Genomic DNA, 21,790 nt, shown 5'->3' on the forward strand with positions numbered 1-21,790 from the left:
GCGATCGTTACTACTCCCAACAAACCAGTTACAGTTAATCCGCTAAAGCAAAGTCAAGCTTTGGGTGCATCTCTAGCTTTTTTGGGATTAAAGGGGATGATTCCCTTATTTCACGGTTCTCAAGGTTGTACTGCTTTTGCCAAAGTTGTATTAGTGCGGCATTTTCGGGAAGCAATTCCCCTAGCAACTACAGCCATGACCGAAGTAACTACCATCTTAGGTGGTGAGGAAAACGTCGAACAAGCAATTCTCACCTTGGTAGAAAAATCCCAGCCGGAAATTATCGGTTTATGTAGCACAGGGTTAACGGAAACTCGCGGCGATGACATCGAACGTTTCCTTAAAGAAATTCGCGATCGCCATCCAGAATTAGATAAGCTACCGATTATATTTGCACCCACACCCGATTTTAAAGGTGCTTTGCAAGATGGCTATGCAGTAGCAGTAGAAAGCATCGTTAGAGAAATTCCCCGCCCTTGTGCTACTAAAATTGAACAAGTCACCATCTTGGCGGGTTCATCTTTTACACCAGGGGACATCCAAGAAATTAAAGAAATGGTAACTAGCTTTGGCTTAGTTCCCATTGTTGTCCCCGACTTAAGCGTTTCCTTAGATGGACATTTAGAAGATTCCTACAGCGCCATTACAGCTAGCGGGACAACATTAGCTCAACTCCGGGAAGTAGGCGGTTCCGCCTTCACCATCGCCTTGGGTGAAAGTATGCGCGGTGCAGCGCGGATTCTCCAAGACAGATTTGGGATTCCCTATGAAGTCTTTGGACAACTCACAGGCTTAGAACCTGTAGATGAGTTTCTTCACGCTTTAGCAGTTCTTAGCGGTAACAGCGTCCCGGAAAAATATCGTCGCCAGCGTCGCCAATTGCAAGACGCAATGTTAGATACTCACTTTTATTTTGGTGCCAAACGAGTATCCTTAGCTTTAGAACCAGATTTATTGTGGTCAACAGTTCATTTTCTGCAATCGATGGGAGCGCAAATTCATGGGGCGGTGACAACTACGCGATCGCCTTTATTAGAAAAACTCCCCATCAAAAGCGTCACCATTGGCGATTTAGAAGACTTTGAGGAACTAGCCACAGGCTCAGACTTGTTAATTGGCAATTCTAACGTGGTTGCGATCGCTAAACGTCTATCCATTCCCCTCTATCGCCTCGGCATCCCCATTTACGATCGCCTTGGTAACGGTCAGTTTACCAAAGTCGGCTACCGAGGCACAATGGAAGCTCTATTTGGCATGGGCAACCTGTTTTTAGAAGCAGAAGAAGAGAGAGTAAAAAACTTCCACGGAGATTGGTAATAGTTAAGAGTCAATAGTCAATAGTCAATGGTCAATGGTCAATAGTTGATATGTACGACATTGAACTTTTAACTCTTGTACAGACGCGATTCATCGCGTCTCTGATATCTGACAAAGGACAAATAAAATGAAAATTGCCTTTACGACAAGTGACCGAATTCATGTTAATGCTCACTTCGGATGGGCAAGACAAATTGAGGTTTATGAAGTCTCAGACGAAGGATCTACATTTGTTGAGACATTAACCTTTGACGGCGACCTCAAAGAAGATGGTAACGAAGATAAAATCACCCCAAAACTAGAAGCGCTAGGTGATTGCACCATTGTTTATGTATTAGCAATTGGTGGTAGCGCTGCTGCTCGTTTAATCAAAAAAGGTGTCACCCCAATTAAAGCGCGATCGGAAGAAGAAGAAATCGCCGAAGTATTAACTAAATTAGTGCAAACACTCAAAGGTAACCCCCCACCTTGGTTGCGGAAAGCATTAAAGCAGAAAGACACAAGCTTTGCCGATGAATTAGAGAATGAAGCAACAGTATGACCTTAGATAATAGCGTTAACGGTACCGCCAGCACTACCGTATCCAACTCACCATTCCTGAAGACAATCGTCCAACAAATCCGGGGTCAAGATACCTATGGAACCTATCGGAATTGGGCAGATGATTTAATTCTTAAACCTTACGTAGTTAGCAAACAAAAGAAACGGGAAATCCCCCTAGATGGTGAAGTAGACCCCCTCACCAAAGCCCGAATTATGGCATTTTATCGAGCCGTAGCCGCTTGTATTGAAAAAGAAACCGGTTTAATTTCCCAAGTCGTAGTTGACTTAAGCCATGAGGGATTTGGCTGGGTACTGGTATTTTCCGGTCGCCTTTTGTTAGTAGCCAGAACCTTAAGAGATGCTCATCGCTTTGGCTTTGATTCCTTAGAAAAAGTCGCCGAAGAAGGAGCCAAGCTAATAGAAAAAGGCATCGATTTAGCAAAACGCTTCCCCGAAGTTGGCAAGCTTTAATTAATTAGTCAATAGTCAGTGGTCAATGGTCAATAGTCGATGGTCAATAATATCAAATTTTGAATTTTTGAATTTTTGACTTTGGACTTTTGACTTTGGACTCTTGACTCTTGACTTTGGACTTTGGATTCTTGACAAATGACGACAACCGAAGAACTACAAGGCAAAATCAGAAGGCTCAATAGTAAAGCAGGTCAAATGAAAATGGATCTGCATGACTTAGCAGAGGGATTACCCACCGACTTTGAGAAATTAATGGATGTGGCTGCTGAAACTTACGCCATCTATCGCGAGTTAGATGAACTTAAGCAACAGCTTAAAAAAATGGAGAAAGGTTAATGAGCCAGAATATTGATGACTTTAAAAAGCTCGTAGATGCAGAGGAATTCTTTCAATTCTTTAACCTGCCCTACGACCAAAATTTTGTGAATGTTAACCGTTTACATATTCTCAAAAAATTCTCCCAATTCATGAGAGAAGTTGATGAGAATTCTCCTGATTTAACACCAGAAGAAAAACTCGCACAATACGCCATAGCCTTGCAAAAAGCTGCCGACGTATTTGTCGAATCCACACCCCAAGAACAAAAGCTGTTTAAGGTGTTTAACGACAAGCAAAAAAATGTAGTCAAGCTGACAGAAATCACTTCTGATTAGGAGGTAAAAAGTGGTAAACCTGACGCCTACCGAATTAGAACGCTATAGTCGCCAAATGATGCTCCCTAATTTTGGCGAATTAGCTCAGAAGCGCCTGAAGTCAGCGACGGTTCTGGTTACAGGTGTGGGGGGATTAGGCGGTACGGCGGCGCTTTACCTAGCTGTAGCGGGCGTTGGGCGACTAATCTTAGTCCGGGGTGGTGACCTGCGGCTCGATGATATGAATCGTCAGATTCTCATGACTCACGATTGGGTCGGTCAGCCAAGGGTATTCAAAGCGAAAGAAACTTTGGAAGGAATTAATCCTGATGTCCAAATCGAAGCAATTCACGATTACATCACCCCAGAAAATGTAGATGAGTTGGTACAGTCTGCTGATATGGCTCTTGACTGCGCCCACAATTTTACCGAACGTAATTTGTTGAATGCAGCTTGTGTGCGTTGGCGTAAGCCGATGGTGGAAGCAGCAATGGACGGAATGGAGGCTTACCTGACAACCATTATTCCTGGTGTGACTCCTTGCTTGTCCTGTTTGTTCCCAGAAAAACCTGATTGGGATCGGCGTGGCTTTTCAGTTTTGGGGGCTGTTTCGGGAACCCTGGCTTGTCTCACAGCACTAGAAGCGGTCAAGTTGATTACCGGGTTTAGTCAACCGTTACTGTCACAACTGTTGACAATCGACCTCAATCGGATGGAATTTGCCAAACGACGTTCTCAACGCGATCGCGCTTGTCCAGTTTGTGGAAATAGTGCCCCCTGGAGATACGCACAATCAGGTTCAATGGAACCCACCAGTAATTTCACAAAATAATCAGCTTATTTGCGTCACAATTGCCTATCTCTTCGTTCCCACCTGAATTAGTTGTTTGGATTCTGCCCATTCAAATAACTAAATTATCAAGGAAAAATATGCAATTAGCACGCCTAACAGCTTAAAAAACCCCACCTGTAATCAAAACCACTATCGCGACATATCAGGAGATGTGATGACTGTTACGTTAACAGAAAAAGCTGAATTTCGTCTGCGGGCGTTCTTAGTCGGTTCTGCTCCCGACTCCAATAGTGCAACTAAAGGCGTTCGCATCTCTGTAAAAGATGGTGGTTGCAGTGGCTATGAGTATGGTATCGAAATTACTAGCAAGCCACAACCAGACGATTTAGTAATTCAGCAAGGTAAAGTACTACTTTACGTTGATGCAAACAGCGCACCGTTATTAGAAGGCGTCGTCATCGATTTTATTGATGGGGTGATGGATAGCGGTTTTAAGTTTACTAACCCCAATGCAACCGATACCTGTGGTTGTGGTAAGTCCTTTAAAGCCGGTGATTGTTCGCCTAACGGTGTACCTTGCAGCTAATAATGTTTCAGATTTAATCAACACATTAAAACTGCTTTGCGGAATTCAAAAAACAGGGTGAAAAAATTGAATTCTGCCTAGCAGTAATACTGTCAAATCTGTCACAAAATCGCTCCGCGTAGCTGCATCAAAAGTAGAACCCCCAATCTGGGAATTAAACCTAATTGTAGAAAGTTTGAGGAGAATCGGAAAATGGCTACCTACCAAGTTAGATTGATCAACAAAAAAGAAGATCTCGACACCACAATTGAGATTGATGAAGATACAACCATCCTCGAAGGAGCAGCAGAAAACGGTATTGAACTACCCTTCTCTTGCCACTCTGGCTCTTGCTCTAGCTGTGTTGGTAAGGTTGTCGAAGGTGAAGTAGATCAATCCGATCAAATCTTCTTAGATGACGAGCAAATGTCTAAGGGATTTGCTTTACTTTGTGTTACATACCCTCGTTCTAACTGCACAATTAAAACCCACCAAGAACCATATCTTGTATAAAGTTTCTCAAGTGTAGTTATTGCTTGAATCTAGGATGAAGGATGAAAAGTATCTTTATCTTAGGTTCAAGCAAGCTATTTTAATTGAGGTGATATATTTCATGTTTACCCCCTTTACTGTTCAGGGTTGTTCCTTAGAATTAATGCAACCTGGAGAACAAGGAATAATCGCTGATTTTAAAATTACCCATGAGCAGGAATTAATAGAAATCGGTCTAGCGCCTGGAAATATTATTACTCTAAAAGCCAAAAATCCTATATTTCAAATAGAAGTTAATAATACAATTATCTCAATAGACAAAGAAATTGCCCGAAAAATTTATGTCCGTTTAAACATGTAGGGTGTGTTGTCGCGCAGCGCAACGCACCGCTTACCATCAAACATTAAAGGTGCGTTAGCCTACGGCATAACACACCCTACTGAAAAAATTTTTTACTATAAATTAATCCACAGCAATTAATACATCGGATGCCTTAATAACAGCATAAGCTGCTTTACCTTCGGCTAATCCGAGTTTGTCGGCTGAGGATTTTGTAATTATTGCAACTACTTCTATTCCCGGTGCTAATTCTAAAGTTACTTCACTATTTACAGAGCCAGCAACAACTTTTTTCACAGTAGCTTTTAAAGAATTACGAGCGCTAATTTCCATTCTTTGACACCTTATTTGAATTTTGTATCCAGGATAACCTTAGCAAATAAAAATAGTCAGCAGACAAATCTTTAATTTTTTTTTAATAAGATTATTAGCTGTAAGGTGCATAGATATATTGCAATAATCAAAAATTAACTATATATACTATGACCTAATAGTCAATCCTGATTCATGCTTATATTCAGCATGAATACAGAATTTAATGATTGTTTTTATGGAAAAATGAGCTATTTATTGTTAATCAATATCTTCCTATTGAAATTGAGCTTACTTAAATATCATATTTTCCAAAATAAAAAGTTCAGGCTAATACTTCTTAGCGTTTTTTAACCCTTTTATTGATGAAATATCTGGGGATCTTTATAAAGCATTCATAATTCCAGCTTATGAGAGTGATACTATATAAGTAAGCTAAATTGTTGCCAGTCAACCAGACTTCAGCAAAAGCGATTACAGACTTAACTCAGACATTCCCAACTTAATGCTGGTTAAGTTCAAAGATGAGGCAGATAATCTGAGATCTTCAAGAGAAGTCAGAGGGGAAAATGCGTAAATCTTCTGTCTCCTAATAACCAGAGTACTTAAGTGATGAAATAGCAAATGTTTCTTCCACGGAATGTCTTACTTCCGTAACCACTTTTTCATGTGACTTATTCATTTTCTGATTATTTAATTTGATGTTGAATAAGTTAGCTCGATGAAATGCAGTTTGGGAAAAATTGCAGCAGTTTAGAATTAATTCCCTGACTTGCAAAACAAATTTAAGGAGCCAGAATCATGAAAGCTAAACAAATTATGACTCAAAATGTAGCTACTATTCGCGGTTCCGCAACTGTAGCAGAAGCAGTCAAATTAATGCGGCTCAAAGAATTACGGGCGTTGATTGTTGAACCTCGTCACAGTGGTGATGCTTACGGCATTGTTACCGAGACTGATATTGTAAGTAAGGTTGTTGCTTATGGCAAAGATCCAGAAACAATGCATGTCTACGAAGTCATGAGCAAACCCTGCATTGTGGTTAATCCAGACCTAGATGTAGAATATGTAGCGCGGTTATTTGCTAATACTGGTGTATGGCGTGCGCCCGTTATCCAAGGTGAATTACTTGGCATTATTTCTGTCACAGATATTATTACCAAAGGCGACTTTGTCGAAAAACCAAAATTAAAATTTGTGCAGAAAGAACTTCATAAAGCTATCTCAAATGCTCGTTCTGTTGCGGCTAACTATGGCGCAGATTCTAAACGAGCTGAGGAAGCTTGGGATTTAGTAGACGAACTAGAAGCTGAAGCTGGTTATTATGGCTCGCCTAAACCAGAGAAAAAAGCCAGACAGCTATTCTCTGAAGGTAGAGAATATGTGACTGTCGGTTAATTGATTTGTCTGGTGAGATGCATTGCATTGTTGAAAGCATCAATTTTCTCATCGCATAACTCATAACCTTGCTAATTCTCTAACTCTTGTTAGCTTTCTCTCTCCTAAATCAAAGTTGCAAAACTGAGATAGTTTGGATAGATACCGGGTTGGGTAATGCAACTATTACATACTGACTAAATTGGTGCTTTGTACCAATCAGCAATGGTTCGTGATTCTGAAGTATTTACTGTTAATTGTTGTGGTCTAACAGTTAACAGTAAACATCCATTCTTCATAGTTTAATGGGTCTCATAGCATTTCTTTAACGTGGTGGGTAATGCCCACCATTACCTTTTTTTTGAATTGCTATGACAGATAATCCTGGGGAGATGAATCGGGAGAAGGAAAGTTTATGAGTGAAAGAAATCAGCAAAGTTTGAGTCAAACAACTAGTAAATGGTTGAGAGAAAAATGTTATAGTCCTGATGACTTAAATCAAGCTGGTGAAAATGGCGATACAGCTTTGATGAAAGCTACCAGAGAGGGACTTTACGCGGTAGTTGAAGAATTGATTGCTTTAGGTGCAGATGTTAACGCCAGAAACAATGACGGTAATAATGCTTTGTGGTTTGCTTGTTTTGGCAACTACTTCGATTTAATTAATTTGTTGCTAGCTGCCAACATCAATATTGATAACCAAAATGATAATGGGGCTACTGTTTTGATGTATGGGGCATCAGCAGGCAAGACAGAAGTAGTTAAATTGTTGTTACATCATCATCCTAACATAAATTTAAAAAACTTAGACGATTTTAAGGCAATTGATTTTGCGAGTAATGTAGAAGTCTTAAGGATTCTCAAAAATGCCTCAAAGTAAGCTGTCAGAGTCAGATTATCATCAAGCAACAAAGCATTCTTACTTATCGGTGCAGCTCGATCCAAATTATGTTGATGCGTCAACTCAACCTGCGGCTTTTAAATTTTACCCAAAGTTTTATAGACGAGTGAAATTAAATCTCAATAATCCTAATCACTCATTTATTAACTTAACGAGTACTGTTACTCTAGAAAAAATGTATAAGGATGGAATACAAAAACTGCGCGTTAATCCATCTGCTGGGGCTTTATATCCAACTGAGGTTTATGTTCAGATTCGCGGTATTGAAGGAATTGTGAATGGGATATATCATTTAGAAGTTGAGAATAATTGTCTAACTCTCATCTATGAATTAATAGATGATGGGCTAGAGAATTATGTGATACCGGGAAAATGTATTAATGGATTCATTTTTTTAATTAGTTGTGTTTATTATAGGTCTAGCTGGAAATATAAAGACAGGAGCCTGAGATATTGTTGGCTTGATAGCGGACACCATTTAGGTGCAATTGCTGCTTCAGCCTACATTCACGACAAAGAGATACAGTTAATTTTCGATTTTGATAAACTCGCTCTCAATGCAGCTTTAGGGTTTGAGAATAAAGAGTTTGTTAGCGCTTGTGCGATTTCGGGGACGATACAAGAAAAGAAAATCAGACATTTAAGGTTGCAAGTTCCTTTTGTCTGTGGCACTGATTATTTTGAAGCCAATGAGTTTATAGAATCAGGCTATCAAAAAACATCTCTCCAGAAAAGTCGCCAACAAAAATTAGTGCATCCCCAATTTAACTTTGATAAGGATAAATTCTTTCAGACTGTTTGGATGAGACGCTCAAGTAGACGATTTTATCAACAGTCGATTTCTCAAGAAAATTATTGGCGGATATTGCAACATATTACTCTGCCAATACCTTCTGAAAATTTTGAGGAAATAGAAGTTTATTCTGTTGTGCATCAAGTCAGGGGAATGACGCCAGGATTATACAAGGGAAAGCATCTCATCAAGGCGGGCAATTTTAGGGAAAAAACAGGTTACTTGTGCATCAATCAAGCGATCGCCAAAGACAGCGCAGTAACTTTATTTTTTGTGTCCGACTATATAAATTACCAAACAGCTATGCAAATAGCTGGTTTTTTAGGGCAAAGAGTTTATCTTGTTAGCAATTTTTGGGGTATTCATTGTAGTGGGATTGGTGCTTTCTATGATGATGAAACCCAAGAGTTCTTGGAAACTAACAAAGATGTACTCTATGCAATGGCAATTGGTACATAATTAAGGAACTCAACAGCAATGACTAAAGAAATTTTCTCTCCACAAGATGATTCTCATCCAATGCAGCTAACTTCAGCAGATATTATTCTCCGTCAGCAACTAGAATATTCGATTAGCAGATACTTTTATGAAGCCTGCGATCGCACTATTCAAAACCTGTTATCTAGCTGTCGTTGGTATATGACTACCCACGCTACTGTTATGGTACTAGTCATCGAATGTACCGATCCTGTCACCAACTGGCGCGTTTTACAAAAAATCGTCCCAATGGCGGCTATTCTTAACCCCATCGTCAGCAGCGCTAAAATTCGCGTTTGTCCTCCCGAAAGCCAAGGTATACCTTTTGAAATGCGGGTAGATGAATTGTCTGTTTATCGTGATTTAGCCGGCTAGTACCACTGGATTGGAAGTCAACAGTCAACAGTCAACAGTCAACAGTCAACAGCCAACAATCTGTCTGATGGTTGCAGCTACCTCTTCAAAAACTAGTTCCGCAGAATGTTTCACCGCAGGACTTAATTCTAATCCTAAATCTAGATTTGCTGCTTCGATGAGGTACACTGTCACCTCTTCGGGAAAGTCATTGTGAAAGATTTTCCGTCCGGCGGCTAAAGCATTATCCCAACGAAAATCATGCAAGTTATAACTAGGTTCCGGTAAAGCTTCTAATTCTTTTCCTGGAACCTTAAATACTGCGCCTGGTTCGGAAGCTGTCGAACTAGCATCAATAATAATTAGCTGTTTGCTTCCTCTGGCTTGAAACATCACTTCCATCCCGGCTGTTCCACAGTCGTAAATTCGCACGTTGGGATGAGGATTTGCGGCTAGATATTGTTGTAGGCGTTGGGCAATAATTACGCCTACAGCGTCATCGCTGCGATTGAGATTACCACAACCAATAATAGTTAGCATTGTTATGGATGGCTTTTAGGGGCACAACCGATTGTGTCCCTAATGTTTATTATATCTGAAAATTAGTTATTTACAAACTAAAACTCTACACCATGTTTTTTGGCAATTTGAGTTAGTTGCTCGCATTGTTTTTGTGCTGCTTCTAACAATAAAGCCTTGGCTTGGTCAGGGGTAGTACCGTCTTTAGGTACTAAGTATTTGACATAAATAGAAACAAAATCAGTTAAAGCTGCTACGCCAGATAAATTATGTTCGTCGGCTTCTTTACCCGCGATCGCAGCTACCAAACCCGCTTTAATTGGGTCTGGTTTGACTTTCATAAACTGGTCAATCAGCTTGGAAATATATTCTTGTGGTGGTAAGTTTTGTAACTTACTTGTATCAGGAGTAAAGTTAAATCCTGCTGTTTTTGCCTGTTCTAAAACACACCATTCTGTAAACTCTTGCAGGGCGATATCGGGAAGGCGAGGGAGATATTTATGTAGCGCAATATCAGACACAAGCTTACCTTATAGATTTCAATTTTTTGCAGTGAATTAAGGCAAGCCTAACGCAATGTGTAGAGCAGTTTTAGTGTGTTAGGCTACGGCTATTGCATAATTTAGTTTCGGCTTCACTCAGAGAGCCGAGATAGCTGCAACGCCGGGAAATTAAGGCTCTTAACGATTATCCTACATAGGTTTGGTAATTTGTTACTTTATTGTAGGTAACACTGTTATGGGTAAGGGTTTTCAGAGCTTATTTCCGTTCTAGCCCTGATCTAGGCTCAACCTCAAATTAGCGGTTGCTCAACTGTTCAGATATAACAGTTGGGGTGCGGAATGTAAGTTAGATTTATTCACTGTCAATTACAAGAATAGTTTGCAGGTATGTGAATCTGTTCATTGCCCAAAATGGAGGCATAAGGAATAAACCATGTCCATAGAACATTTCGACGTTGTGATTGTCGGAGCAGGACTTTCCGGAATCGGCACAGCTTATCAGCTACAGAGCAAGTGCCCAGGAAAAAGCTACATGATTCTGGAAGGAAGGGACTCTATGGGTGGAACCTGGGATCTCTTCCGCTATCCAGGCATCCGCTCTGATAGCGATATGTATACACTCGGCTATAACTTCAAGCCGTGGAAAGAAGCGAAAGTTATCGCCGATGGACCGTCAATCCTCAAATATCTGCAGGAGACTGCCACAGAAAACGGTATCGATAAACATATCCGCTATGGTTATCTCGTCAAGAAAGCTACTTGGTCAAGCACCAATTCCACATGGACGATTGAAACTCAACGCAAGGGTACAGATGAGACCGTCTGCTTCAAGAGCAATCTCCTTCTGATGTGTTCTGGCTACTACAGCTATGAGGGTGGCTACACCCCCGAATTCAAAGGTCGCGATCGCTTCGAGGGCAAGATAATTCATCCACAAAAATGGGACAAGAGTCTCGATTATCGCGGTAAAAAGGTGGTAGTCATCGGTTCTGGAGCAACCGCAATCACCTTGGTACCAGAAATGTCTAAAGATGCAGAACATGTAGTGATGCTGCAACGTTCACCAACTTATCTTGTTTCACGCTCCGACGAGGATGCAATTGCCAACTTTCTGAGGAAGTTTTTGCCTGCCAAACTGACCTATCTCATCATGCGTTTGAAGTACATCGCGCTTCAACAAATTACTTATCAGACTATGCGTGCTAACCCGGAGATGAGCAAGCAGAAACTGATCGACATGGTGCGTCAAGAACTTGGTGCTGACTATGATGTTGAAACACATTTTACTCCGCGCTACAATCCTTGGGATCAACGTCTGTGCCTAGTGGCAAACAGCGACCTGTTCCAGGCAATTAAGTTAGGTAAGGCATCGGTTGTCACCGATAATATAGATACTTTCACTGAAAAGGGTATCCTTCTAAAATCGGGTCAGGAACTGGAAGCCGATATTATTGTTACGGCAACAGGACTCAATCTCCTTGTACTTGGTGGTGTAAAATTTGAGGTTGATGGTCAGCCAGTTGACTTCTCAAATACTTATGTTTACAAAGGCATGATGTATTCCAATGTACCAAACCTTGTTTCGGTCTTTGGCTACATCAATGCCTCCTGGACTCTACGTGCCGACCTCATAGGGGAATATATTTGCCGTATCATCAATCACATGGATAAGACTGGCTCTTCTCAATGTACACCACGTCTGCGGGATGAAGAGCAGAACATAACGGCACGTCCCTTGGTTGAGAATTTCTCCTCTGGCTACATACAAAGGGTGATACACTTGTTGCCGAAGCAAGGCGATCGCGAACCCTGGATTGGAGCGCAAAGCTACAAACGTGACAAGAAAATGGTTCGTTGTGAGGCGATTGAAGACGGTGTGCTGGTATTCAGTTCTGCCCCAGAAATTCAGAAGCATTCGTGATTGATGAGAAAACTTATATTTTGCACCTGGTTGAAAAACCGGGTTTCTTGAGAATTACTAATCATCAAAACCTTAATTTTGGGTTGAGAAAATCAGTTTTTTAGGTCTTGTTGAGAATGGTGCAAGATTTGAGCGCCCAACTAGCCGCGCCTGCTAAGGAAAGCCAAGTTCTTACAGCAATTTTCAGGTAAATAGACCACACTGTAGGGGCACGGCACCAGTAAGATTATTGTATACGAGAAGATTGTAGATGCCGTGCCCCTACTACGATTGTGGTTCAAATGCATGAAAACTGCTGTAATTTTGGATAAAGTCGAGCTAACTAACTCTATAGAAAGAGCTAATTCTTTTGACAAGTAATCAAGTTGTAACCTCTGTCTCAGGTGAGTTTTAGCTGATGAGCCTGATGCAGTAAAAATAGAATGCTAAATCTAAAGGAGATTGTATTCTATGCAACTAAATTATTTTACCAAAAAGCTCTCTACTGTGGGTCGTTGGCTAGCTACAACTCTATTTTGCTTGTCAGCATTCGCTGTTGTTTGGCATGGTGGATTTTTGGCGAATACCGCAGCAATGGCTAATCCGATTGTAATTGCATCTGCTGATGCAGGCGATCGCATTCAAAACAAAGCTAGTGAAGATGCAGGACGCGCGAAGAATTTTATCCGCGATGCAGCAGATAAAGTTGAAGAAACTGCAAATAAAAATGCTCGTAAAGTTGAACGCGCCACCGATAACGATGGTAGTTTTGTAGAGCGCAAAGCCAAAAGAGACAGAGCGACAATTGAACGCAGAGCAGAAGAAGACGCAGCACGCACTCAAAAAGCTGTAGACAACACTAAGAATGCTGTTGAACGTGCTGTAGACAGCGTTAAAGATGCTTTTGGTCAATAGAGCATAAGTAGCAATTTCTACTGTCAATGTACATTGGTTCTTAATCAGGAATCGATGTACATTGTGGGCGAATATTATGAATTAGCTGCTTATCGGTTACTTTGGGGATCGTAAGGATGTAAGAGCGATCGCTTTGAGATTGTATAAAATACAACTATGTTATATAAAGCGATCGCACAATATATAAAAGTCACCTTGTGATTGTTTATTTATTGATAAATGGGCACAATATAAGCAAGTATTTTTACAAAGCTTGTTCATGAAACCTGTTTTCAGTAAAGGTCAAATAATTAGATGGATAGACAACCGGGGGTTTGGTTTCATACAACCTAGCGATGGTAGTAAAGAAGTCTTTATTCACATCAGCGCATTTAAGAATGTTAATCATCGTCCCCAAGTAGGAGATTTGATTCAATATGAACTAGTAGTTGATAAAAACGGTAAACTAAGTGCCTGTAAGGCTTCTATTCAAGGGGGAACACCAACACCTATAGTTAATTCCTCATATTCTCGTAAACCAACAAAGTCTAAAACCAAACTGCTCAAGAGGCTAGTCAAGAAATTTTCACCATTAGTATTCAAGACTTTGCTGTTATCTTTACTACCTGTGTTGGGTTCTATTTTTCTTCTCATCAAAGCTAGCAACCCAATTCCGCTCCTGATTTATCTTCTCATGAGTTTAATTACCTTTGCTCTATATGCTGACGATAAATCTCGTGCAAAACAAGGAAAATGGCGAGTATCAGAAAATACTTTGCATATATGTGAAACTGCGGGCGGATGGTTAGGTGGGTTTGTGGCGCAACAGATACTACGTCATAAGACAAGCAAAGTTTCCTATCAAGTTGTGTTTTGGCTGATAGCAGGTGTTCATATTGTATTTTGGTTATATTGGCTGTTGAATATGACAATGTAAGGCGATCGCTGTTTGGTGATATCGACAAGGCAAAATTATCACAACACAGTTGATTAGCAGATGAATCATGCAATTTTCCTTTTGGTTTTCTCGACTTTTTCCCCTACCATTTATTCTTGTAGGCGGACTGGTACTGTGGATAGGTGGGCAAAATCTCTACAATGGCAAAAGTAGTGAAACCTGGCCACAAGTTTCCGGTCAAATTATGGAATCATCTGTAACTAGCAGCAAAGGTTCAGGTAGTCAGAGAACTTATCGCGCTAAGGTGCGCTATCGGTTTATAGTTCAGGATAAAGCATATATAGGCGATCGCATCACCTATAAAAGAAATGATTCCGGTGGCTCATCTGTTGCCGAGGCATTAGTCAAGCGTTATCCTCAAGGTAAGCTGGTGACTGTTTACTACAAGCCAGATAATCCCAGTCAAAGCGTTTTAGAACCAGGCTTAACCCTAGATGCATTTTGGGTACCGGGTATCGGATTTTTATTTTTTGGTGTGGGTTGCGTCATGGCTGTGATGCTACCTAAAATGATGCAGGATGTGTAAATTTGCATCAACAGCAATTTTTTGGCGATCGCTCTCAGCAGATGAGCGAAGAAATTCCCATTCAAAAAATACCCTAATGCCAGAAGCACGGCATCAATTAGATATTTTCTTGAAAGAAAATCTATTTTTGCCGTGTTCCTACTTGCAGAATAATTGATTGTCTGGAGTCCCCTAAGCAGTCCGAAAACGTGCCAGTTCTTCGCCAGTCTTCGCATCATGGGCGTGAACTGTACACACCAAACAAGAATCAAACGATCGCGCTACGTGACCTACTTCTACAGGATCTTTCGGATCGTAAATTGGCGTACCAATTAAAGCTTCCTCAATTGGGCCTCTTGCACCTTCACCATCACGGGGGCCGACGTTCCAAGTAGTTGGTGCAATCACTTGGTAGTTCTTAATCTTACCACCCTCTACTTCTACCCAGTGGCTTAAACAACCTCTAGCAGCTTCCGTTGCACCCCAACCTCTACCATCTTTCTCTTTCGGTCTAATATACCAGGGGTCGTTTAATTTGAATTCCCTTAAGCAATGTTCAGCTTGGCGATACAGTTTCACCAGTTCGTGAACTCTGGCTAACTGACGCACATGGATACTAGCACCACCCATTTGTTTGAATACATCGAGGATAAACCCATCTTGGTGTTGCCAAGGTTCGCCATGCTTACCACCTGCTACCAATTGGCGTGATAAAGCACCAACTTCTAAACGTCCAAAGTCTTGGTGACGCACAGAAGTAGACCAAGAATAGGCATTATCAAAGTCTTTGGTATTCTTCTGAATCGGATTTGTAGTGCGATCGAAGGGGTGAATATCTGCTGTACCCTCATCATACCAAGAGTGAGTAGTATTCTCACGGGTAAAGGTATGATCCATCAAGGTGTGAGTATTAGTAAAACTGTCATACACTCCACTTTTCATAATCATCGCAGCGTTGCGCCCTTCAATTGTCGGGTTTTGGTATTTGTCCTCATGGGGTAAATATCCCCACGTAACATATTTACCCACACCAGCACCATATCGATCCAGACCAATATCCAAACCCATGCGCCAATATAAACCCAAGTCCGAATCCCGATGCTTGCGGTCTTCGTCTAGCCAGTTCATAAAGTCGTCATAAGTCTGAATTTCTTCATAACGTTCTAGAGAACAACCTAACCATACAGGTTCTAACCAGTTGGTGCGGAAATATTCTAACAACGACCAAGCGCGAGTAATATCAGTCAGGGTGGGGGCGCACATCACACCACCAGGCACCATATAACTGCTGTGGTAACTGGTGATATGCTGAAAATGTTCATGAGTAACTTGTTGTGTAAAGTGATTTTGCTCGACAAGAACATTTTATTTTCACCATTTCAGCTTATAAATAAGGGAATATTTAGGGAATGAGCGAGCAAAATCAAAATCAGGGTAATTGCAATCGCCAAAATTTAAAATCAAAGACATATCCCATATCTACAGATGAGTATGCAAACGCAGAATCAAGGGATTTGTTCGCCGATATATTTGCAGATTTTGAGCCGCACAGCACCACAGACGGTAGCTACAGGGGAACAATGGCGAAAATTAAAGCAACAGAACTACAGTATCAAGCAGTTTTTGAGCAGAAGTTAGTCGAAGCTAATAGTAATTTAAAAAGGGATAGAATTAGAGTTAGCATTAAACAAACTGGCAATTCTCTTCAGTTACGAGCTACCCTACCGTTAAAACCAGGCGATCGCAGCGTAGGTAAAGAAAAAAAGCAGTATGACTTGTCTCTAGGGATACCAGCAAATTTAGAGGGATTAAAAACTGCAATTGAAGAAAGTTACGAGTTGGGTAAATTAATCGCCCGCCATACTTTCCAGTGGAATGAGAAGTATTTAGGAATTAAATCGAGAGAAAAGCAAGAAATAAAAACTATTGGGGAATTATTAGATATATTTGCCGAAAAATATTATCAAAACCGACAGCAGACTATCACCAGTCAAAATACTTTTGCTAACTATCTATCTGTAATTAAAAGAAACTTTCCTTTAAGCACTTTAGCCACAAAAAATAATTTTGAGGAAATTATCAATTCATTTCAGGGAAATAAAAAAAATGAACTAATAGCCGTAACTTCTGTTTTTATTAAAACCTTTCAGTTGGGATTTACACTTGATGTCACACGAGATAATGTCACCCCAGCCCATCGAGAAATTCCCGACGATGATAAAATAATATCTTCTTTTCACCTATTTGAAAAATTCGCCCTCAACCGCAAAAATACAAACATCAGTGATGAAATCGACACTTGGGAAATGTGGCGTTGGATATATGGAATGTTAGCAACCTTTGGCTTAAGACCAAGGGAACTATTTGTAGAACCTGATATTAATTGGTGGATATCTCCCCAAAATATAGACCATACTTGGAAAGTCAATAAAAATACAAAAACTGGATATCGAGAAGTTATACCTTTTGTCCCAGAATGGATAGAATTATTTGATTTATATAATCCCAAACCATTAAATATTTTAGAAAAAAAGGTGACAAAAATTGCATCTGTGCAAAATATTAATTGGATGCGCAGAGATATATCCAGATGGTTTAGAAAAGTGGGAATTGAGTTTCAACCCTACGATTTGCGTCATGCTTGCGCGATTCGAGCGCATCTTCAGGGAATACCCATCAAAGCCGCAGCAGACAATTTAGGTCATACTGTTGATGAACATACAAAAACCTATCAAAGATGGTTTGGGATTGAAAACCGGAAAAAAGCCTTTGGTGAGGTAATTAGTCAAAAGTCGTTAATTGAATTGCAGAAAAATGAAATATTGGCGCTACGAATGGAGAATGAAAGGTTGAGCTTGGAAGTTGAAAGGTTGAAATTATAGGAGAATGTTTAACAATAAAATATCCAAATCAGGACATAAAAAATAAATTTTCCTGATCATATTCAATGAAATGATTATGATGATGGGTATATTAGTATTTAGAAAAAAAATATACAGAATATTTTCGTATAATAAATAATTGTGCGTAAAGTAGACGAAGTCGGAGAGGGTAAATGATAAATTTTGATGTTAGCGATATTAGGGCTATGACAAAGATGCTTGCACAAACAGCAGACTTTGAAAGCTTCTTTATTTTTTACTATGACGAAACAAATAATATTAGAAAATTTTATCTACGGGAAACTGATTTTAATTACTCGTTTACTTCAAATTTTATTTTAGGTGGTTTAGTTTATGAAGGGGTTCAGCCCGACATTAAACTTTTATTTAAGAAGCTTAACTTGCAAAGTAACATTAAAGAAGTAAAACTTAAGCATATTGCTAAAGGTGAATTTATTGACTGTATGAAGTCCGAAAAGCTGAACTGTTTTTTGACTTATCTTCTGGATAGTAACTTATACATCCATTATTCAAGCCTAAACATTCTTTACTGGTCTATTGTCGATATCGTTGATTCTGCAATTGTGAACTCAGAAGTTGCAATGCAGTTAGATCCAAGGTTTTCAAATTACCTAAAGAATGATCTGTATAAACTTGTGAAGCTCGAAATCGAGTCAGTGGTCGAGCTATTTTACAGATTTGAATATCCCAATGTCAAAAAGGAGTCAATTTTAGCATTCGTTGAAGAGCTAACTTCAATATTCGATGAATATATTGATAAAGAAGAATTTCACTTTGGATTGGAGAGCCTCAGGCAAATCCTCAAAGAAGCAAAAAAGAAGAACTCGCTTCCGTTTATAATGGATGAAGAAGACTACATTTTGTTAAATAATTTTTCACAATTTTATTTAAGACCTATTTACTTATTTAAGAATTCAAGCCACATTTTTGATAATGAGGTGGCTATTGCAGAAATTCTTGCGGGCTACAAAATTGTTGATAGTGGTGAAGAAATCAGAAACTATTCTTTTGCTGATTCGCAAAGTGATTTACTTATTCAAGCTTCAGATATTTTTGTTGGTTTGATGGGCAAGTTTACTAATTATATAAACACTAGTTCAAGCGAGAAAATAGCAAATGATTTTGATTCATTATCTGAGAAACAATTGAATAGTATTGATTTGTTTCTAGATTTGATAGACAAATCTCACAAAAAGAATATTGCTTTTTTGCATTCAATAGATAGTTATGAAGAATTGACAAAAATGAGCTTGATACGTGAAATTAGAAGTAAAAATACGCAGAATAAATAGTGCGATCGCCAATCTTGTAGGCTGCGTTCCCGATGACAACTCATAATTACTCAGCCGATATATTCCTCTTAACGCACCGAGATTATGGACTTTAAGCAAGCGATCGCAGTCTAGAGGAGTGAGATTTGCTGTTAAACATCTTTGAGAAAAGCGATCGCTCAATATCCAAACAAACAAATCAATCAATCAAAATACTCACGCCCGAATCACAGTAATCCGACGCTGATTTTCCGTCAGCACAACCTGAGTCGATAAACGTTCTTCCATTGGGAGGGCATTTTTCCGCCTGTCAAACACAAATAACCAACCAAAATCCAACCCTAAACGCCCTAAATAGGATTCCAATTGCTCAATTCCCTCAGTTTGGGGATCGCGCTTTTTCTCCCGCCATACCTTTAACTCAATACCTAAAGTTACATCTTTGTAACGCAGACATAAATCCATTCTGTCACTACCAATTGCATATTCCCTCTCCAGGGTTCCACCACCGTTAACAACACGATGCAAAAAAGCCATTAAGACGATGTGGGGGGCGATTTCATGGTAAACAGCGCTACCAAGTAATGGTTCTCCATGCTGTCGCCAAAACTTGAGAAATGCTTGTAGCAATGCATCTATATTTAACTCTCCTTTTGGGGTTAACCAACTGGGACTAATATGAGGTAAACTATCCTGGGTTCCTTGCACTAAAACGCGGGGAATTACTTCGCGATAAATTGGGTTAGCAATAACTAGTCCCCCCGCAGGATCGCGTCGCAATAACCCTAAATCGATTAAATATTGGCGATCGTCGGCTGGGGTATCGGGTAATGCTTGTCCTGATAAAATGGGTTCAATAATATCTTTAACTCGTTTCTCCCTAAGTTTTTCAGCTAAAGAATCAAGATGAGTATCTTGACGAGCAATTAATATTTCCTTGGCTTGTAAAATATGCTCTTTTGTAATAGCAATACTTCTATCTTTCACCATTTTTTCCACAACTTCTTTAGCCAGAGCATTAACTAACCAAGGTTGTCCCTGAGTTAAATCAAAGGCTGTTGCTGTGGCTTCTAAAGTAAAAATTTGTCCTGTTTCTTCTGTATGTTGTTGATATAGTTCTTGCACCTCTGCCGCATTAAAATTTCTCAGGGTAATTGAACTGACTTTAATATTAAAAGGGCTGGATGTATTTAATCTGTCACTACCACCCGATGCAACCTTGTAATCTCGCACATCCCGCAAACCGATTAATCCTACAGAAGAGGGGAAATTTTCTGGACGATTGGGAAAACCATCTCGTAATTGCCGTAAAACTGAAATTAGTGTTTGGTCTTGTAAAGAGTCAATTTCATCAATAAATACTACCAAAGGTCGGGGGCAAGACTGTGCCCAAGCCTGGAAAAAAGTCCTAATTCTGCGTCCTGGTTCTTCTTTTTGCCCTTGTGTGAGAACTGGTGCTTGCAATTCATTGGGTAATCGGATCGCAATTGTATCGTACCAAGTTCCCAAAATTGCTAATTCTGCTGCACTGGGGTCATGATTAAATGCGCTTCCCACCTCTACCGATACCATTACTGCTGCATAACGTCCTGTTGCGGTAAGTTGCTGCGCTAGAGCTAACATTGCTGTGGTTTTCCCCGTTTGTCGCGGTGCATGAACCACAAAATAACTTTCTTGTTGAATCAGAATTTCCCAGTCAGGGAGACGACTGGTAGGGGATAGCATATAGTTTTTGTCAGCTTGACAAGGGCCTGCAATGTTGAACCAGCGAGACATGGGATTTTGGCAGTTGGCGGACACTTTGAGTTTAGACGATTTTCGGGTTGGGGCAAGGTAGGAAGGGCTAACTGATTTGCGTATAATTCTCCAAGGAAATGGTGATGATGCTTGATATATTGGGATTTGAGAAAAGCGATCGCTTAATTGACAAACAAAGTAATTAATACCTGAATACTTAGAATAAAATGTAAATTTTAATACTAAAATATTCATATTTACGTATTTAAATTGAGAAAAATCCGGCTTTTTACTTCAAGGTAAGGAAAATAATTATACTTACAGCATATTTTAGGTCAATGAGGTACGCGCTTTGGGGCATGGCAGTGCCAGTGCCCCTACAATCAACGGTAATCTGTACCTCACTAACTGGTAATGTGCTGTAACTACTTGTTTTGGACTTTTTTAACTGCGTAGACGCAAAGCGACTTGCGCTAGACATCGCTAATTTAGGGTTAGGGAAAAATTAGGTAATATCTGAAGAAAATTAAATAACTTTTAGCAGAGAAAAATAAATTGATTTGCTGCTGGCGATCTTTACTTATGGCGTAGCTGATAGCCTAATTTAAGGAAAAGCCAGGGAATGATTACACCTATCTTGGTAAATCCTGACTAGATAAGCAATTCCTCAATTTATTTCCATATAACTGCTGTGGGGCCATTGACCGCCTAATAATGCATAAATTTCTACAGGTTTAGCGGCAATAGTCACGCCGAGTTCGTAAGATGTACCAGTAAACGCCCCAAAGCGTCTAGTGGCTTCTTCATAGAAGCGACTGCTGCGATATTTTCTATGGGTTAAGTCAATGGCGTATAGTGCGTAAAAATGGCGAGGGATACTTTGAATTGTTTCGACAATTTGCCCTAAATTCCTTGCCAAAATCGCGTTGCGCGGGACTTCTGTACCCCAGGCGGTGTCTAATGCCCATGATGCACAAGTCAAGTGCGAACCACCGCAGATACCACAGATGCGAGGTGTGACGATTAATCCTGCTTGGGGGTCTTTACCGCGTAGAATCACTTCAAATCCCCGGAAGAGTTCCGCATGAGTCCAAGCATTGACTACATACCCATCTTCTATATCTACTCGGACATCTAAATCGCCCTCGACTCTACCGACAGGCGATATATCTAATGTTTGAATTGTCATATTTGTCAGTTGTTAGTTGTTAGTTGTCAGTTGTTAATTGG

At 40.0% G+C, this 21,790-nt stretch carries 23 protein-coding genes and 2 pseudogenes; 19 read left to right on the top strand and 6 right to left on the bottom strand.

Annotation, left to right across the window (positions count from 1 at the left end; genetic code table 11):
* Positions 1 to 3: 3 nt before the first annotated feature.
* From nifN to AACW45_RS31550, 9 genes are all read left to right on the top strand, one after another.
* Positions 4 to 1,317, top strand: a complete 1,314-nt coding sequence (gene nifN / locus AACW45_RS31510) for a nitrogenase iron-molybdenum cofactor biosynthesis protein NifN (protein ID WP_313933741.1) — start codon at positions 4 to 6, stop codon at positions 1,315 to 1,317.
* A gap of 127 nt (positions 1,318 to 1,444) precedes the next feature.
* The gene (gene nifX, locus AACW45_RS31515) at positions 1,445 to 1,858 is read left to right on the top strand and encodes a nitrogen fixation protein NifX (RefSeq protein ID WP_190629964.1); all 414 of its coding nucleotides are present in this window, start codon (positions 1,445 to 1,447) and stop codon (positions 1,856 to 1,858) included.
* A complete protein-coding gene (locus tag AACW45_RS31520; RefSeq protein ID WP_190629966.1) occupies positions 1,855 to 2,331 on the top strand; it encodes a NifX-associated nitrogen fixation protein in 477 nt (158 codons plus the stop codon). Before nifX ends, AACW45_RS31520 begins: the two co-directional genes overlap by 4 nt.
* A 138-nt stretch (positions 2,332 to 2,469) precedes the next feature.
* On the top strand, positions 2,470 to 2,670 hold the full coding sequence (locus AACW45_RS31525) for a CCE_0567 family metalloprotein (protein WP_190629969.1): 201 nt from the start codon (positions 2,470 to 2,472) through the stop codon (positions 2,668 to 2,670).
* Entirely contained in the window at positions 2,670 to 2,987 is a 318-nt protein-coding gene (nifW, locus tag AACW45_RS31530; protein WP_190629970.1) for a nitrogenase-stabilizing/protective protein NifW, read from the top strand. Before AACW45_RS31525 ends, nifW begins: the two co-directional genes overlap by 1 nt.
* A 10-nt stretch (positions 2,988 to 2,997) precedes the next feature.
* Positions 2,998 to 3,798 (top strand): HesA/MoeB/ThiF family protein, encoded by an 801-nt coding sequence (locus AACW45_RS31535; protein WP_190550863.1) that lies wholly within the window; start codon positions 2,998 to 3,000, stop codon positions 3,796 to 3,798.
* A 175-nt stretch (positions 3,799 to 3,973) separates the two neighbouring features.
* On the top strand, positions 3,974 to 4,345 hold the full coding sequence (locus AACW45_RS31540; RefSeq protein ID WP_096647078.1) for a HesB/IscA family protein: 372 nt from the start codon (positions 3,974 to 3,976) through the stop codon (positions 4,343 to 4,345).
* Between the two features lie 192 nt (positions 4,346 to 4,537).
* Positions 4,538 to 4,837, top strand: coding sequence for a 2Fe-2S iron-sulfur cluster-binding protein (locus tag AACW45_RS31545; RefSeq protein WP_190550861.1), 300 nt, complete (start codon positions 4,538 to 4,540; stop codon positions 4,835 to 4,837).
* Positions 4,838 to 4,871: 34 nt separating this feature from the next.
* Positions 4,872 to 5,177, top strand: coding sequence for a FeoA family protein (locus AACW45_RS31550; protein WP_206758864.1), 306 nt, complete (start codon positions 4,872 to 4,874; stop codon positions 5,175 to 5,177).
* 102 nt (positions 5,178 to 5,279) lie between these two features.
* On the opposite strand, the gene AACW45_RS31555 is transcribed toward AACW45_RS31550, so the two are convergent.
* On the bottom strand, positions 5,280 to 5,489 hold the full coding sequence (locus AACW45_RS31555) for a TOBE domain-containing protein (protein ID WP_096647076.1): 210 nt from the start codon (positions 5,487 to 5,489) through the stop codon (positions 5,280 to 5,282).
* Positions 5,490 to 6,269: 780 nt separating this feature from the next.
* On the opposite strand from AACW45_RS31555, the gene AACW45_RS31560 reads away from it, so the two are divergent.
* The 4 genes from AACW45_RS31560 (at position 6,270) to AACW45_RS31575 (ending at position 9,391) form a co-directional block, all read left to right on the top strand.
* Positions 6,270 to 6,866 carry a CBS domain-containing protein gene (locus tag AACW45_RS31560; protein WP_190550855.1) on the top strand — a complete coding sequence of 199 codons (597 nt, stop codon included), beginning with the start codon at positions 6,270 to 6,272 and terminating at the stop codon, positions 6,864 to 6,866.
* Positions 6,867 to 7,260: 394 nt separating this feature from the next.
* Positions 7,261 to 7,725 (top strand): ankyrin repeat domain-containing protein, encoded by a 465-nt coding sequence (locus tag AACW45_RS31565; protein WP_190629972.1) that lies wholly within the window; start codon positions 7,261 to 7,263, stop codon positions 7,723 to 7,725.
* Positions 7,712 to 8,998, top strand: a complete 1,287-nt coding sequence (locus tag AACW45_RS31570) for a SagB/ThcOx family dehydrogenase (protein ID WP_190629975.1) — start codon at positions 7,712 to 7,714, stop codon at positions 8,996 to 8,998. Before AACW45_RS31565 ends, AACW45_RS31570 begins: the two co-directional genes overlap by 14 nt.
* A gap of 18 nt (positions 8,999 to 9,016) precedes the next feature.
* The gene (locus AACW45_RS31575; protein ID WP_190629977.1) at positions 9,017 to 9,391 is read left to right on the top strand and encodes a hypothetical protein; all 375 of its coding nucleotides are present in this window, start codon (positions 9,017 to 9,019) and stop codon (positions 9,389 to 9,391) included.
* Positions 9,392 to 9,436: 45 nt separating this feature from the next.
* Here the strand turns inward: AACW45_RS31575 and AACW45_RS31580 are convergent, their stop codons facing one another.
* Both AACW45_RS31580 and AACW45_RS31585 read right to left on the bottom strand, forming a co-directional pair.
* A complete protein-coding gene (locus tag AACW45_RS31580) occupies positions 9,437 to 9,910 on the bottom strand; it encodes a hydrogenase maturation protease (protein WP_190629979.1) in 474 nt (157 codons plus the stop codon).
* A 77-nt stretch (positions 9,911 to 9,987) separates the two neighbouring features.
* Complete coding sequence (locus tag AACW45_RS31585) at positions 9,988 to 10,410, bottom strand: hypothetical protein (RefSeq protein WP_190629982.1); 423 nt, start codon at positions 10,408 to 10,410, stop codon at positions 9,988 to 9,990.
* A 415-nt stretch (positions 10,411 to 10,825) separates the two neighbouring features.
* Here AACW45_RS31585 and AACW45_RS31590 point away from each other — a divergent pair, with 415 nt between their 5' ends.
* The 4 genes from AACW45_RS31590 (at position 10,826) to AACW45_RS31605 (ending at position 14,670) form a co-directional block, all read left to right on the top strand.
* Positions 10,826 to 12,313 carry a flavin-containing monooxygenase gene (locus AACW45_RS31590; RefSeq protein ID WP_190629984.1) on the top strand — a complete coding sequence of 496 codons (1,488 nt, stop codon included), beginning with the start codon at positions 10,826 to 10,828 and terminating at the stop codon, positions 12,311 to 12,313.
* 450 nt (positions 12,314 to 12,763) lie between these two features.
* A complete protein-coding gene (locus AACW45_RS31595) occupies positions 12,764 to 13,207 on the top strand; it encodes a hypothetical protein (protein WP_190629986.1) in 444 nt (147 codons plus the stop codon).
* Positions 13,208 to 13,466: 259 nt separating this feature from the next.
* The gene (locus AACW45_RS31600) at positions 13,467 to 14,123 is read left to right on the top strand and encodes a DUF1294 domain-containing protein (RefSeq protein ID WP_190629988.1); all 657 of its coding nucleotides are present in this window, start codon (positions 13,467 to 13,469) and stop codon (positions 14,121 to 14,123) included.
* 67 nt (positions 14,124 to 14,190) lie between these two features.
* A complete protein-coding gene (locus AACW45_RS31605; RefSeq protein WP_190629990.1) occupies positions 14,191 to 14,670 on the top strand; it encodes a DUF3592 domain-containing protein in 480 nt (159 codons plus the stop codon).
* Positions 14,671 to 14,841: 171 nt separating this feature from the next.
* Here AACW45_RS31605 and AACW45_RS31610 read toward each other — a convergent pair.
* Positions 14,842 to 15,942: pseudogene (locus AACW45_RS31610) on the bottom strand (nickel-dependent hydrogenase large subunit); the annotation flags it as partial.
* A gap of 116 nt (positions 15,943 to 16,058) precedes the next feature.
* Between AACW45_RS31610 and AACW45_RS31615 the strand changes: the two are divergent.
* Positions 16,059 to 17,531: a site-specific integrase gene (locus AACW45_RS31615; RefSeq protein WP_190629992.1), complete on the top strand. Its 1,473-nt coding sequence runs from the start codon at positions 16,059 to 16,061 to the stop codon at positions 17,529 to 17,531.
* A 173-nt stretch (positions 17,532 to 17,704) separates the two neighbouring features.
* Positions 17,705 to 18,844 (top strand): DUF3800 domain-containing protein, encoded by a 1,140-nt coding sequence (locus AACW45_RS31620; protein ID WP_242045589.1) that lies wholly within the window; start codon positions 17,705 to 17,707, stop codon positions 18,842 to 18,844.
* A 195-nt stretch (positions 18,845 to 19,039) separates the two neighbouring features.
* Here AACW45_RS31620 and AACW45_RS31625 read toward each other — a convergent pair whose 3' ends face one another.
* Both AACW45_RS31625 and AACW45_RS31630 read right to left on the bottom strand, forming a co-directional pair.
* The gene (locus AACW45_RS31625) at positions 19,040 to 20,599 is read right to left on the bottom strand and encodes an AAA-like domain-containing protein (protein ID WP_190630025.1); all 1,560 of its coding nucleotides are present in this window, start codon (positions 20,597 to 20,599) and stop codon (positions 19,040 to 19,042) included.
* Between the two features lie 640 nt (positions 20,600 to 21,239).
* A pseudogene (locus tag AACW45_RS31630) lies at positions 21,240 to 21,749 on the bottom strand (nickel-dependent hydrogenase large subunit); the annotation flags it as partial.
* Between the last annotated feature and the right edge of the window lie 41 nt (positions 21,750 to 21,790).

Origin of the sequence: Calothrix sp. FACHB-168, from assembly GCF_963889195.1 — a bacterium.
Classification (GTDB): Bacteria; Cyanobacteriota; Cyanobacteriia; order Cyanobacteriales; family Nostocaceae; genus Aulosira; species Aulosira anomala_A.

Bases quoted from the DNA above. Each gene is read 5' to 3' on its own strand.
- nifX (WP_190629964.1), top strand. From the start codon at position 1,445: ATGAAAATTGCCTTTACGACAAGTGACCGAATTCATGTTAATGCTCAC.
- AACW45_RS31520 (WP_190629966.1), top strand. From the start codon at position 1,855: ATGACCTTAGATAATAGCGTTAACGGTACCGCCAGCACTACCGTATCC.
- AACW45_RS31525 (WP_190629969.1), top strand. From the start codon at position 2,470: ATGACGACAACCGAAGAACTACAAGGCAAAATCAGAAGGCTCAATAGT.
- nifW (WP_190629970.1), top strand. From the start codon at position 2,670: ATGAGCCAGAATATTGATGACTTTAAAAAGCTCGTAGATGCAGAGGAA.
- AACW45_RS31540 (WP_096647078.1), top strand. From the start codon at position 3,974: ATGACTGTTACGTTAACAGAAAAAGCTGAATTTCGTCTGCGGGCGTTC.
- AACW45_RS31545 (WP_190550861.1), top strand. From the start codon at position 4,538: ATGGCTACCTACCAAGTTAGATTGATCAACAAAAAAGAAGATCTCGAC.
- AACW45_RS31550 (WP_206758864.1), top strand. From the start codon at position 4,872: ATGAAGGATGAAAAGTATCTTTATCTTAGGTTCAAGCAAGCTATTTTA.
- AACW45_RS31555 (WP_096647076.1), bottom strand. From the start codon at position 5,489: ATGGAAATTAGCGCTCGTAATTCTTTAAAAGCTACTGTGAAAAAAGTT.
- AACW45_RS31560 (WP_190550855.1), top strand. From the start codon at position 6,270: ATGAAAGCTAAACAAATTATGACTCAAAATGTAGCTACTATTCGCGGT.
- AACW45_RS31565 (WP_190629972.1), top strand. From the start codon at position 7,261: ATGAGTGAAAGAAATCAGCAAAGTTTGAGTCAAACAACTAGTAAATGG.
- AACW45_RS31570 (WP_190629975.1), top strand. From the start codon at position 7,712: ATGCCTCAAAGTAAGCTGTCAGAGTCAGATTATCATCAAGCAACAAAG.
- AACW45_RS31575 (WP_190629977.1), top strand. From the start codon at position 9,017: ATGACTAAAGAAATTTTCTCTCCACAAGATGATTCTCATCCAATGCAG.
- AACW45_RS31580 (WP_190629979.1), bottom strand. From the start codon at position 9,910: ATGCTAACTATTATTGGTTGTGGTAATCTCAATCGCAGCGATGACGCT.
- AACW45_RS31590 (WP_190629984.1), top strand. From the start codon at position 10,826: ATGTCCATAGAACATTTCGACGTTGTGATTGTCGGAGCAGGACTTTCC.
- AACW45_RS31595 (WP_190629986.1), top strand. From the start codon at position 12,764: ATGCAACTAAATTATTTTACCAAAAAGCTCTCTACTGTGGGTCGTTGG.
- AACW45_RS31600 (WP_190629988.1), top strand. From the start codon at position 13,467: ATGAAACCTGTTTTCAGTAAAGGTCAAATAATTAGATGGATAGACAAC.
- AACW45_RS31605 (WP_190629990.1), top strand. From the start codon at position 14,191: ATGCAATTTTCCTTTTGGTTTTCTCGACTTTTTCCCCTACCATTTATT.
- AACW45_RS31615 (WP_190629992.1), top strand. From the start codon at position 16,059: ATGAGCGAGCAAAATCAAAATCAGGGTAATTGCAATCGCCAAAATTTA.
- AACW45_RS31620 (WP_242045589.1), top strand. From the start codon at position 17,705: ATGATAAATTTTGATGTTAGCGATATTAGGGCTATGACAAAGATGCTT.
- AACW45_RS31625 (WP_190630025.1), bottom strand. From the start codon at position 20,599: ATGTCTCGCTGGTTCAACATTGCAGGCCCTTGTCAAGCTGACAAAAAC.